Source organism: Vreelandella aquamarina (assembly GCF_900110265.1).
GTDB lineage: Bacteria > Pseudomonadota > Gammaproteobacteria > Pseudomonadales > Halomonadaceae > Vreelandella > Vreelandella aquamarina.
Window position 1 is genome coordinate 1 of the sequence record NZ_FODB01000036.1, and the last position, 11,525, is coordinate 11,525.

The 11,525-nt window shown below is 57.4% G+C and carries 13 protein-coding genes; 2 read left to right on the forward strand and 11 right to left on the reverse strand.

The window, feature by feature from the left end; genetic code table 11:
* A partial coding sequence (locus BMY49_RS10890; protein WP_175497429.1) for a transposase occupies positions 1-154 on the forward strand: 154 nt, incomplete at its 5' end.
* Between the two features lie 189 nt (positions 155-343).
* Here the strand turns inward: BMY49_RS10890 and BMY49_RS10895 are convergent.
* From BMY49_RS10895 to rho, 9 genes are all read right to left on the reverse strand, one after another.
* Positions 344-1,072: an MliC family protein gene (locus tag BMY49_RS10895; RefSeq protein ID WP_074211048.1), complete on the reverse strand. Its 729-nt coding sequence runs from the start codon at positions 1,070-1,072 to the stop codon at positions 344-346.
* Between the two features lie 49 nt (positions 1,073-1,121).
* Entirely contained in the window at positions 1,122-1,634 is a 513-nt protein-coding gene (locus BMY49_RS10900) for a DUF3087 family protein (RefSeq protein ID WP_058579676.1), read from the reverse strand.
* A 61-nt stretch (positions 1,635-1,695) separates the two neighbouring features.
* Entirely contained in the window at positions 1,696-2,772 is a 1,077-nt protein-coding gene (locus BMY49_RS10905) for a 3-deoxy-7-phosphoheptulonate synthase (RefSeq protein WP_044629699.1), read from the reverse strand.
* Positions 2,773-2,776: 4 nt separating this feature from the next.
* Positions 2,777-2,956 carry a hypothetical protein gene (locus BMY49_RS10910; protein ID WP_044629700.1) on the reverse strand — a complete coding sequence of 60 codons (180 nt, stop codon included), beginning with the start codon at positions 2,954-2,956 and terminating at the stop codon, positions 2,777-2,779.
* Between the two features lie 132 nt (positions 2,957-3,088).
* Positions 3,089-3,229, reverse strand: coding sequence for a hypothetical protein (locus tag BMY49_RS17440; protein ID WP_161793466.1), 141 nt, complete (start codon positions 3,227-3,229; stop codon positions 3,089-3,091).
* 128 nt (positions 3,230-3,357) lie between these two features.
* Complete coding sequence (locus BMY49_RS18030) at positions 3,358-3,486, reverse strand: hypothetical protein (protein ID WP_269474858.1); 129 nt, start codon at positions 3,484-3,486, stop codon at positions 3,358-3,360.
* Positions 3,487-3,551: 65 nt separating this feature from the next.
* On the reverse strand, positions 3,552-4,319 hold the full coding sequence (locus BMY49_RS10915; RefSeq protein WP_089675578.1) for an NAD(P)H-flavin reductase: 768 nt from the start codon (positions 4,317-4,319) through the stop codon (positions 3,552-3,554).
* Positions 4,320-4,360: 41 nt separating this feature from the next.
* A complete protein-coding gene (ubiD, locus tag BMY49_RS10920) occupies positions 4,361-5,854 on the reverse strand; it encodes a 4-hydroxy-3-polyprenylbenzoate decarboxylase (protein WP_062373280.1) in 1,494 nt (497 codons plus the stop codon).
* Between the two features lie 65 nt (positions 5,855-5,919).
* Positions 5,920-7,179, reverse strand: a complete 1,260-nt coding sequence (gene rho / locus BMY49_RS10925; protein ID WP_044629703.1) for a transcription termination factor Rho — start codon at positions 7,177-7,179, stop codon at positions 5,920-5,922.
* A 464-nt stretch (positions 7,180-7,643) separates the two neighbouring features.
* On the opposite strand from rho, the gene ppx reads away from it, so the two are divergent.
* Positions 7,644-9,194 carry an exopolyphosphatase gene (ppx, locus tag BMY49_RS10935; protein ID WP_074211051.1) on the forward strand — a complete coding sequence of 517 codons (1,551 nt, stop codon included), beginning with the start codon at positions 7,644-7,646 and terminating at the stop codon, positions 9,192-9,194.
* Here ppx and tilS read toward each other — a convergent pair.
* Both tilS and accA read right to left on the reverse strand, forming a co-directional pair.
* Positions 9,191-10,480, reverse strand: a complete 1,290-nt coding sequence (gene tilS / locus BMY49_RS10940) for a tRNA lysidine(34) synthetase TilS (protein ID WP_089675579.1) — start codon at positions 10,478-10,480, stop codon at positions 9,191-9,193. The genes ppx and tilS overlap by 4 nt on opposite strands.
* Entirely contained in the window at positions 10,461-11,417 is a 957-nt protein-coding gene (gene accA / locus BMY49_RS10945) for an acetyl-CoA carboxylase carboxyl transferase subunit alpha (protein ID WP_058579682.1), read from the reverse strand. The genes tilS and accA overlap by 20 nt, the downstream gene beginning before the upstream one ends.
* Positions 11,418-11,525: the final 108 nt, after the last annotated feature.

Genomic DNA, 11,525 nt, shown 5'->3' on the forward strand with positions numbered 1-11,525 from the left:
CGAACGTATGAGTGCCGGCACCTTGCGCTTGAAGCTGATCAAGGTTGGCGCAGTCATCATCCGCAACACCCGCCGAATACGGGTGTTGATGAGTGATAGCTATCCACACAAGAACGATCTCTCAGCACTGGTTCAGCGCTTGGTGCCCCAGTAGATAATCGGGCTCCCCCGGCCCGATACCAATGGGGGAAAGGGGGAGTTGTGCCTGAATGCCGGAAACTGGCTAAATAATCGCCAACTTCGACCATGACCACTCGGATCTGGCACTACCAGGCTTGGTCTGCGAAGGTTGTTGGAGCACTATGAGAAATCCGGGCTAGTGGCCGTACAAGGCCATGACAGGCTACGGCGCAATGCCTTGTGCACATCCTTTATATTGTTCGCCACCAATGGTGAACGTCACGCGAGCAGGATAGGGTTCGCCACTCATATCGTCGAAACAGGCACCTGACTCAATACGTACGCGGAAAAACTGCTCGGCGTTGGCATTCTCGATCACCACCCGGCCCGCGTCGTTATCCATCACGCTGACCATATAAGGCATGGTGGTGGTGTCGCTGCCGTAGTTGGTAGTCCAGGTCATTACTGGCGCATCGTTCGCCAGCTCGATCGTCCAACCCGGCTCGTTGCCGCGGGCTAATAACATCACGCCTGGGTGGCGTGATCGGGTCGCAACCTCCCGGTCAACCCCTTGCTGGCACTGCAATTGCCCACGAGGCGTTTCAATTTGCGCCTGATCGCCGCGGTTCCAGAAGCTGATATCGCCATTTTGATAGCGGGCACCGCTGGCCACCACGGCTTGAGGCAGTCGCCACGCGCCATGTAGCGACCACAGCCGTAACTCTTCACCATTGACGGCCGTGACTAAGTCTTGATTGGCTGGTTGGCAGTTCCAAGCTTGAAAGCGCTCAGCGCTACCGGGAAACAGCACCGAAGGCAACAGTGGTGCACTGCTCTGCACGGTGGTTTTTACCGGCTGCTCCGGGGCGGGCGCACTGGTCGCGCAGCCCGCTAGCAGTAAACCGGCAGCCACCGCCGTGGCGAATCGTAGTGACGTAACATTAGCACTCATTGAATACGCTCCCTGTTAATCCCTCATCGGTAATACCCTTGCGCGCGACTTACTTTTGTTTGAAAGCGCTCAAGTCATGCGGGTCAAACGTGGTGACTTCTTTGGGTAGGCCCAACGCTTCACGCTTCACTTTAACCTGCATTTTTTCCGCTAAACGTTCGGCATCGTCGTCGGTGGTGCGTCCATTTAGCTCGGCAAGCTGGGCCATGCCCTGGTGGTAAAAGGTCAGGATATCCAGCGCTAGGCGATTATCCTCTTCCACCGCGCGGCGCAGCGGCTGTAGGTAGCTGCTAATACGCGACAGGTGATGCTTGAGCTGCCAAACATAGCGCACCTCAGTCATCCATGGGCGCTCTCTTAACGCAGCGAACATAGCGCTGGTGGCGAGCAGGCCCAACAATACGCCCAGAGCGTTCAGCCAGACGCTGCTGCCAAAGGTAGTGGTGAGGAGCATTGAAAACAGCAGGCCAAAAATAATCAGTTGCCCGGCCATCGCCACGCTGATAATGCGGGCTTTGCGCTGGTAAGACGCGGGGTCGTGCTGTTCAAGGGAAAAGGCCATGGCCAACCTCGTGATCAAAAGGAACTCTTATGATACGGGGCTGGCCGGGGCAGTCAACGCGCTAGGTCAGTCGTTCCGCGGCGGTTTTCAGCAAGCGCTCAGTGGTCTCCCAGCTGACGCAGGCATCAGTGACCGAGACGCCGTAGCGTAGCGCACTGGGCGTCAACGCTTGTTTGCCTTCGTACAAATGGCTCTCTAGCATCAGTGCCACCAAATTTGCGTCACCCGCTTGACGCTGGGCTAATACATCCAGCATCACTTCGCTTTGGCGGCGGTGATCTTTGCGGGCATTGGCGTGGCTGCAGTCCACCATCAAACGCGGATTCTGGCCTGCTTCGCGCAGTGTATTAACTGCGCTGCGTACATGGTGGGCTTGGTAGTTGGGCTCGCCGTGGCCGCCGCGTAGCACCACGTGGGTGTGCGGGTTGCCTGCGGTCTCCTGCATGATAGGGCGACCCTGGCGATCCATGGCAAAACGCTGATGGGAGTGGGCGGCAGCCTGCATAGCATCAATGGCCACCTGCACATCGCCGCTGGTGGCATTTTTGAAGCCTACGGCGGCGCTGAGGTCGCTGGCCAGCTCACGGTGCAGCTGGGATTCCGTCGTACGTGCCCCAATCGCTACCCAGCTCAGCAGGTCATCCAGGTACGGGGCTAACATGGGCTGTAACAGCTCGGTGGCCACCGGCAGGCCGCGGGAGGCGACGGCGTGCATAAGCTCACGGGAAAGGGCGATACCGCGCGGCATGTCGCCGCTGCCATCAAGATCAGGGTCGTAAGCCAGCCCCTTCCAACCGACCGTGGTGCGCGGCTTTTCAACGTACACTCGCATCACTGGCAAAATCTGCTCGCTGACCTCATCGCTAAGCGCTGCTAGCCGATCCGCATACTCCAAGGCAGCATCCGGGTCGTGGATGGAGCACGGACCCACTACGACCAGCAGACGGTTATCTTGACCACTGAGAATGCGCTGTACCGCTTGGCGCTGCTGGTCGATTTGTGCACTCAGCGTGCTATTCACCACCACACGCTGGCGTAGCTCAGCGGGTAGCGGCAGCGCCGTCGCAGACATAAGCGTGGAAGCCTGGGCAGTAGAGGAACAAGCGGTGTTGATTGGGGTGTTGATTGGGGCATTCATAGGGTTAACTCTCCGAATTCGTATGACATAACGCGTGACATCGCATCATCAACTTGCCACCCAGGTGGGCACGATCGGAGGTGGCAGCTTGCACCGAACGCGCGTCGCTAAATCGCCAGCCATAGCCATAACCGAGATAACGGATGGCGTTGGGGCTAGCAATTGAGTGGGCGCGATAAGACATGGTGCAGCTCCTTAATAATCTACCTATGAAAAAATGAGGGTTAATAAAACGAAAGAAGCCTCGGTGGGATTACCCACCGAGGCTTCTTTGCATGCGGCAGGCAACCGGGGCGGTGTGCCTATTGGCGCGACGCTAGACGTCGGCCAGGGGCACACCGTGGCTAAACCAATACGCTGCATAGTTAAAGCTATAGGAAGTACCCACCTTCGCCCAGGCCTCAACCACCGTTTCCGGTTTGGTGTGAGTGCGCTGTAAAGGCTTGCCATGTGGCATGGTTACTTCCTCAATATGACGTGTGTACTACATGACGTGTGTACTACGTAATGACCTAATCCTGCCTGCCTGCGCGCTAAATGGCAACAAGCAATTACCGCGAGCGTTCAATTTCCTAGCGACGAGTATTAGCTGCTAAACGCCTGAATCCAGCCAATGGTAGCAGGCAATGCGCTCATACCTACCAATACCACGATGCCCAGAATAATCGACAGAATGCCGGAATCGTCTTTAAAATTATCGTCGTGATGGCCCATGAAAGCCTCCTAGTGATCAGTAGTATCTACGGTGTATGCCGTACGCCAGAAAGTGACCCACTATTTTAGTGAGGGCGGGGTGCGTAGGCAAATACATCCGAGAACATACGTTCATTGCCCACGCCCAAACGCTCCAGCACGTCCACACAGGCATATACCATGCCCGGTGAGCCTGAGAGGTAAATATCGCAGTCGCTAGGCGTGACCGGTGCATTCGACAGCTCGCTTTCTAACACCAAATCAACGCGCCCCTGATGGTGGGCAATGCGCTCGCCCGACGCCAGCGGCTCGGTCAGCGGGAATTCAGTGACCGCATGAAACGCAACGTTTTCATACTGCTGCGCCCATTCGCAGGCAAGGTCTTCCGCATACAAATCGCGGTGCTCACGGTTCGCCCACCATAATGAAATGGGCCGTGTGGGCTGGTCACGAAGCGCAGCTTCGACGATGGCCTTCATTTGGGCAAAACCGGTCCCCGCGGCAATCAACAGCAGCGGGCGCTCACTTTGCGTATCCAGCACGCAATCACCGCTGGGCAGGCGCACCGTTAGCTGGTTGGCGACCTGCAACAGTTGGCGCAGCCGCTGAGAGTTATCACGCTCGGGCCAGTGCTGAATTTGCAGCTCCAGCGTGCCATCGCCACGATCACAGCTAGCAATCGAGAAAGGCACCCATGTGGCCTCGTCTAGCATTAGCTCAAGATACTGACCAGGGGCGTGCTGCATTGCTTCAGCGCGACCGGCAAGCGTGACTTTAAATACGTCAGGGTTAAGATCCTCGACGGCGGTGACTTGGCAGGTTAGCGTTTTACACGTTAACGTCCTAGCGCTCATGAAAGCCTCTTTATGGAAAATCGTTCGACCCAGACGGCCGATTAACCGTGGCGCGGTGTGGGTAGCGGAATATCAATGCCCAGCTCATCCCAACGCTCGTCAACGCGGGCTTTCACCGTCTCATCCATCACGATGGGAGTGCCCCACTCCCGGTCGGTTTCGCCGGGCCACTTATTCGTTGCATCCAGCCCCATCTTGGAGCCAAGTCCGGATACCGGTGAGGCGAAGTCGAGGTAGTCGATAGGCGTGTTTTCCACCATCACCGTGTCGCGGGCGGGATCCATGCGCGTGGTAATCGCCCACATCACGTCTTCCCAGTTACGCGCATCCACGTCATCATCCAGCACGATGACGAACTTGGTGTACATAAACTGGCGCAGGAAGCTCCAAACCCCCATCATCACGCGCTTCGCGTGGCCGGGGTACTGCTTCTTCATCGTCACAACCGCCATACGATAGGAGCAGCCTTCTGGCGGTAGATAGAAGTCGACGATCTCGGGGAACTGCTTGCATAGAATGGGCACGAACACTTCGTTAAGCGCTACACCTAAAATGGCGGGCTCATCGGGTGGACGACCAGTATAGGTAGAGTGATAAATGGCATCGCGGCGCATGGTCATCCGCGTCACGGTAAACACAGGGAAATGATCCACTTCGTTATAGTAACCGGTATGGTCACCAAACGGCCCTTCCGGTGCCATATCGTCCGGATAAATAAAGCCTTCCAGAATAATTTCGCTGGAGGCGGGGACTTCCAGGTCTGCGTGACCGCACTTCACCAGCTCGGTACGCGAACCGCGCAGCAGGCCAGCAAAGGCGTATTCTGAGAGCGAATCGGGCACCGGCGTGACCGCGCCTAATATAGTCGCCGGGTCAGCGCCTAGCGCCACGGCGACAGGAAAGGGCTCACCGGGATGGGCTTTTTGAAACTCAAGAAAGTCCAGCGCCCCGCCACGGTGGGAGAGCCAGCGCATAATCAGGCGATTCTTGGCGATTTTCTGCTGGCGATAAATCCCCAGGTTCTGGCGCTTTTTATGCGGGCCTTTGGTGATGACCAGCGGCCAAGTGACAAGCGGTGCCGCATCGCCGGGCCAGCAGTGCTGAATCGGCAGGCGGCCGAGGTCCACTTCATCGCCTTCGTAAACGACTTCCTGCACAGGAGCTCGCTTAACGCTTTTAGGCCCCATACTGAGTACCTGCTTAAAGATCGGCAGCTTATCCCAGGCATCTTTCAGGCCTTTGGGCGGATCTGGCTCTTTCAAAAACGCCAGCAGCTTACCCACTTCACGCAGCGCCTCTACTGAATCCTGGCCCATACCCAGCGCTACCCGTTTCGGGGTGCCGAATAGGTTGCCCAGTAACGGCATATCGTGGCCCTTTACATTTTCAAACAGCAGTGCAGGGCCACCGGCTCGCAGCGTACGGTCACAGATTTCAGTAATTTCTAGGTAGGGATCAACTTCCGCTTTAACTCGCTTTAGCTCACCCTGGGCTTCAAGCGCCGCAATAAAATCGCGCAAGTCGTTATACTTCAAAGCACTCTCCTCAACCCGGCTGTCAGACGCTGCTCTTGCAAACGCATGGCAGTAGATGCAGCGCCTTAACGACGCTTCATCGCTTCAAAGAATTCCAGATTGGTCTTGGTATCTTTCAGACGATCAATCAGGAACTCGGTCGCTGCGGTATCTTCCATCGGGTTAAGCAGCTTGCGTAGAATCCACATGCGCTGCATTTCTTCTTCAGAGGCCAGCAGGTCTTCACGACGAGTGCCGCTGCGACGAATGTTGATCGCGGGGAAGACGCGTTTTTCAGCCAGCTTGCGGTCAAGGTGCGCTTCCATGTTACCGGTGCCCTTGAACTCTTCGAAGATGACTTCGTCCATTTTCGAACCAGTATCGACCAGCGCGGTGGCAATAATCGTCAGGCTGCCGCCCTCTTCGATATTACGCGCGGCACCAAAGAAGCGTTTCGGCTTCTCAAGCGCGTGGGCATCCACACCACCAGTAAGCACCTTGCCAGAGCTAGGCACCACGGTGTTGTAGGCCCGCGCCAGACGGGTAATGGAGTCGAGCAGAATCACCACGTCTTTTTTGTGCTCAACCAAGCGCTTGGCTTTCTCGATGACCATTTCGGCCACCTGAACGTGGCGGGCGGGCGGCTCGTCGAAGGTAGAGGCGACCACTTCACCGCGTACGGTGCGGGACATCTCGGTGACTTCCTCCGGGCGCTCATCGATCAGCAGTACGATCAGATGACACTCGGGGTTGTTCCGCGTGATCGACGTCGCGATGTTCTGCAGCATCAGCGTCTTACCCGCTTTCGGCGGAGACACCAGCAGTCCACGCTGGCCTTTACCGATCGGTGAAGTCAGATCAATGATCCGAGCAGTGAGGTCTTCAGTAGACCCGTTGCCGATCTCCATGCGCAGACGCTCGGTGGGAAACAGCGGCGTCAGGTTCTCGAAGAGAATCTTATGCTTGGCGTTTTCCGGGCGGTCAAAGTTGATCTGGCTAACTTTGAGCAGGGCAAAGTAGCGCTCGCCCTCTTTGGGCGGGCGGATTTTGCCGGAAATGGAGTCGCCTTTGCGCAGATTGAAACGACGAATCTGTGAGGGCGATACGTAGATATCGTCCGGCCCAGCGAGGTACGAGCTGTCGGCGCTACGCAGGAAGCCGAAGCCATCCTGAAGAATTTCCAGCACACCGTCGCCATAGATATCCTCGCCGCTTTTGGCGTGTTTCTTGAGGATGGCGAAAATGATGTCCTGCTTGCGCGAACGGGCTAAGTTGTCGATACCCATTTCGCGGGCGATATCGAGCAGCTCGGGAACGGTTTTTTGCTTGAGTTCAGTGAGATTCATCGGTGTGTTAGAAAATTGCTCATGAAAGCTAGGCGCTAGGCGCCGGGAATAAGACAGGAGGCTTGGCCTAAATATAGGGCTAAGCGCCGAGTGATGCGTTCAGAACCCCATCTAGGCACACGCTCGAGTGGTGAAAGCTGGGCAGTCGCTGTAACAATGCCTAAAGCATAACAATGACATCAATGACTGCTTGGCGTGAGGGTGCAAACAAACTAGTTAATCTGATTGGCACAGAAAAATGCTGTTTCAGCGGGTTATCTGACGACTTGGACATCTGGCTGATGCCATCTGGATACGTACTGCTCGGGGCGCCCGAGTCAGTGCGCTTGTTAGACGAACAAGCCAACTCGGATCAAGCCAGTAGCTCGATGGTAGTCAAGGCCCGCGACAAACGCAAGCCTTTGGCAATTGACAATAGTTAGAGGTCACCGCAACCTTGGCATAGCCAATTTGAAGGATAGCTCATGCCCAAGGACATTTCGCTCCCCATCGCCGCACCCAATGCCGAATTTGAGAGCGGTGAACCGCAGCGCCTAGCCGCCATTGACCTTGGCTCCAATAGCTTTCACCTACTGGTTGCTAACTACCAAAATGAACGTTTACAAGTAGTGGCACGACTAGGTGAAAAGGTCCAACTGGCGGCAGGACTTGACGAGAACGGTTACCTCAGTGAAGCCGCTATGCAGCGCGCCCTGGATTGCCTAGGCCGTTTTGCGCCGTTTTTAACCGATATCGAAGGCCCTAACCTTCGTATTGTGGGCACCAATGCTCTGCGTGACGCCCACAACAGCCAAACCTTTATCGAGCGCGCCGAAGCCCAGCTTGGCCACGCCATCGAGATTATTGCCGGGCGCGAAGAAGCCCGCCTAATTTATTTGGGTGCCGCCCACGCCCTGGCCGAAAGCGGCCGCCGCTTGATTGTCGATATTGGCGGCGGCTCTACCGAGTTTATTATCGGTGAAGCCTTTGAGCCCAAAGCGCTGGAAAGCCTGCGCATGGGCTGTGTCACGTTTACCGGACGCTTTTTTGCCGATGGCGAACTTACCGAAAAGCGCATGCGCCGCGCCGAGCTGGCAGCGCTTTCAGAGCTGGCCAACATCCAGCGCCCTTACCAGCGCTTAGGATGGGATGATCCGGTAGGCTCCAGCGGCACGATTAAGGCCGCTGCCAGCGTGCTGCACGCTTACGGCGACACGCCCCAAGAGGGGGTGATTACCCGCAGCGGCTTGAAAAAACTGCGCGAGCGCCTGTTGAAATGCAAACATCTGGAAAAGGTCGAGCTGGACGGCCTCAAACCCGATAGGGCTCGGGTATTTCCGGCGGGCATTGCCATTTTGAGCGCCATTTTTGAAGCCTTCGACCTTCACCAAATGCGCTTTGCCGACGGCGCACTGCGTGAAGGCGTGCTCTATGACATGGCGGGGCGTAACAGCGCCGAAGATACCCGCTCCAAAACCCTCGACATGCTCAAGCGAGTGTATGACGTAGATACCCGGCAAGCAGAAAATGTGGCGGAAACCGCCAAGCACTTGTTTGCCGTAGCGAAGCAGCCGTGGGGCTTAACCGCCGAACAGGGCCACTATTTGAGCTGGGCAAGCCATGTGCATGAAATTGGGCTAGCCATCTCCCATAGCCAGTTCCACCGCCACGGCGCGTATCTATTAGAGCATTCGGACCTAGCCGGGTTTTCTCGCCCCGAGCAGCGCTTGTTGGCGTTTTTAGTGCGTGCTCACCGGCGTAAATTCCCGCTTAAGGAGTGGCAAGCGCTGCCTGCCTCACAGCAGCCAAGCGCGGCTAAGCTTGCCCGCTTGCTACGCCTCGCCGTGCTGATTAATCATTCGCGGCCTGAAGGCGCGCCCATGCCACCCAAAATTGCTGCTGACAGCAATGGCGACGCGCTCACCATTACGCTGCCCCCCAGCGATGAACCCACGCTGCTCAGCACCGATTTAGAGCAGGAACAGACGTTCATGGCCAACGCCGGGTTTTCGTTCAACCTGAATACGCCCTCCTAACCCTCGCGATGAAACGTCGCCCCTTCCGCCTGCCACAGAACGTAGGCAGGCGGTTGGAGCACGCCCAGACAGCGCTCTCCGGCCATCACAACAATCAGCCGCTCCCGCTCCCAGGGCGGAAGCGCCCGTTCTTGCAGCAAGCGTTTGAGGTCGCGTCGGCCACGCCCAGGCAATACGAGCACTTCCCCGCCCTGCCGCCAGCGCAGCATGAACGATTCTGCTAAGTAGGCGTCGCATTCCAGACGAAGCTGTAGCGGCCCAAGAGGAGTACTCACCCCTGGCTCTCCGCTCCAAGGCGCTTGCCAATCCGGCAACGCAGCCAACGGCGTCATAAGATAAAGCCTGCGCCGCCACACCCGGGCCTGGGCTCCGGGCCACTCTACTAGCACCTGGGCATCCTGGGCGGCGGTAAGCTGGCCGAGCAGGATGGCCAGACGCGCCTGTGGAGGCGTGGGCAGCCTTAGCTGCTGACACAGCGTACGAACGAGCAGCCGCTGACGGGGTAACGGCAATGCGGCCAATGCTGACGCATCGAGACAGCCCGTTCCCAACGTAAGCACGGCCAACTCCTCGGCGGCGTAGCTGGCAAGGAGCGTGTCGGCCTCACCGGCCAAGCCAGCGCTCTTGGCCAACGAACGTACCGCACCAGGCCAGCGCTGAGTCAGCATTGGCAGCACTTCGTGGCGCAAACGGTTGCGATCAAATTCAATATCGCGATTGGTGGGGTCTTCACACCAAGTCAGTGCCATAGCGTGGGCCGTATCAGCCAGAGTTTGGCGGCTGATGCTGAGCCAAGGGCGCACAAGCGTAATGCCTTGCCACTCCCGTTGATATGGCATGCCCGCCAACCCACGAATACCGCTCCCCCGCAGCGCTGCCAGCAAGAGGGTTTCCGCTTGATCATCCTGATGCTGACCAAGCCATAGCGCGTCACCCGGCTTCACATGCTGCGCAAAGGCCGCGTAGCGAGCGCGCCTAGCAGCACCCTCTACCCCTTCGCCTCGCGATTCAATCGCCACACGCTCAACCGTTAGCGGCACGCCAAGGCGCTGACACAGCTGTTGGCAGTGGGTTTCAAAGTCGGCCGCCGCCGCCTGTAGGCCGTGATTAACATGTAGGGCGCGTAGCACTTGGCCGCTGTCTTGGCAGGCCTCCGCGGCTAGCATCAGCAGCAGCGACGAGTCCAAGCCACCGGAGAGCGCGACCCAAACGCAACGCCCCGGCGGGGTTTCCGCCAGGGCGTCGTGAAGCAAGCGTAAAAGCCGTTTAGGCGGCTGGGGCGCCATAGCTCATCAGGCGCTCATAGCGGCGCTCAAGCAGGGCATCAATATCCAGCGCTTGCAGGCGCTCAAGGCTGGCAGAGAGCGCGTCTTTAACCCGCGCTGCGGTGTCTATCGGGTGACGATGGGCGCCGCCCAACGGCTCTTTGATCAGCGAATCTACAAATCCCAGCTCTTTTAAGCGCTCGGCGGTGATTCCCATGGCCTGGGCCGCATCGGGGGCTTTTTCGGCGCTCTTCCACAGAATGGAGGCGCAGCCTTCTGGGGAGATGACCGAGTAGGTAGAGTACTGCAGCATGTGCAGCTCATCGCACACGCCAATCGCCAGGGCTCCGCCGGAGCCGCCTTCGCCCACCACGGTGGAAATAATCGGCGTCTTCAGGCGCGACATCACCGCCAGGTTATAGGCAATCGCTTCCGACTGACCACGCTCTTCCGCGTCGATACCGGGATACGCGCCGGGCGTATCGATAAACGTCAGAATGGGCATTTTAAAGCGCTCAGCCATTTCCATTAAGCGGCACGCTTTGCGGTAGCCTTCCGGGCGCGGCATACCAAAGTTACGGCGCACCTTCTCTTTAACATCACGGCCTTTTTGATGGCCAATGACCATCACCGGCGCATCGTTTAAGCGGGCAATGCCGCCGACGAGGGCAGCGTCATCCGCAAATTTTCGGTCACCGTGCAGCTCATCGAAATCGGTAAAAATATGTTCTAAATAATCCAGCGTATAGGGGCGCTGGGGGTGCCGCGATAGCTGGGAAACCTGCCAAGGGGTCAAATCTTTGAAGATTGATTCCGTTAACTTGCGGCTCTTCTCCTCCAGCCGTGAAATCTCATCTGAGAGGTTCACCTGGCTGTCGGAGCTCACCAAACGCAGCTCCTCAATTTTTGCCTGGAGTTCGGCAACGGGCTGTTCAAAATCGAGATAGTTAGGATTCATCGGCTCTGCCTGTAAGCTGCCTATAAAAAAATAAGCCTTGTCGAAACGAGCATATTGGGCGCCATTATCGCACCCTGACCCTGCCACGCAAGGCAATGCCCGCTCAAT

Excerpts from the sequence above, each read along its gene's own strand:
- BMY49_RS10895 (WP_074211048.1), bottom strand. The coding sequence starts at position 1,072 with ATGAGTGCTAATGTTACGTCACTACGATTCGCCACGGCGGTGGCTGCC.
- BMY49_RS10900 (WP_058579676.1), bottom strand. The coding sequence starts at position 1,634 with ATGGCCTTTTCCCTTGAACAGCACGACCCCGCGTCTTACCAGCGCAAA.
- BMY49_RS10905 (WP_044629699.1), bottom strand. The coding sequence starts at position 2,772 with ATGAATGCCCCAATCAACACCCCAATCAACACCGCTTGTTCCTCTACT.
- BMY49_RS10910 (WP_044629700.1), bottom strand. The coding sequence starts at position 2,956 with ATGTCTTATCGCGCCCACTCAATTGCTAGCCCCAACGCCATCCGTTAT.
- BMY49_RS17440 (WP_161793466.1), bottom strand. The coding sequence starts at position 3,229 with ATGCCACATGGCAAGCCTTTACAGCGCACTCACACCAAACCGGAAACG.
- BMY49_RS18030 (WP_269474858.1), bottom strand. The coding sequence starts at position 3,486 with ATGGGCCATCACGACGATAATTTTAAAGACGATTCCGGCATTCTGTCG.
- BMY49_RS10915 (WP_089675578.1), bottom strand. The coding sequence starts at position 4,319 with ATGAGCGCTAGGACGTTAACGTGTAAAACGCTAACCTGCCAAGTCACC.
- rho (WP_044629703.1), bottom strand. The coding sequence starts at position 7,179 with ATGAATCTCACTGAACTCAAGCAAAAAACCGTTCCCGAGCTGCTCGAT.
- ppx (WP_074211051.1), top strand. The coding sequence starts at position 7,644 with ATGCCCAAGGACATTTCGCTCCCCATCGCCGCACCCAATGCCGAATTT.
- tilS (WP_089675579.1), bottom strand. The coding sequence starts at position 10,480 with ATGGCGCCCCAGCCGCCTAAACGGCTTTTACGCTTGCTTCACGACGCC.
- accA (WP_058579682.1), bottom strand. The coding sequence starts at position 11,417 with ATGAATCCTAACTATCTCGATTTTGAACAGCCCGTTGCCGAACTCCAG.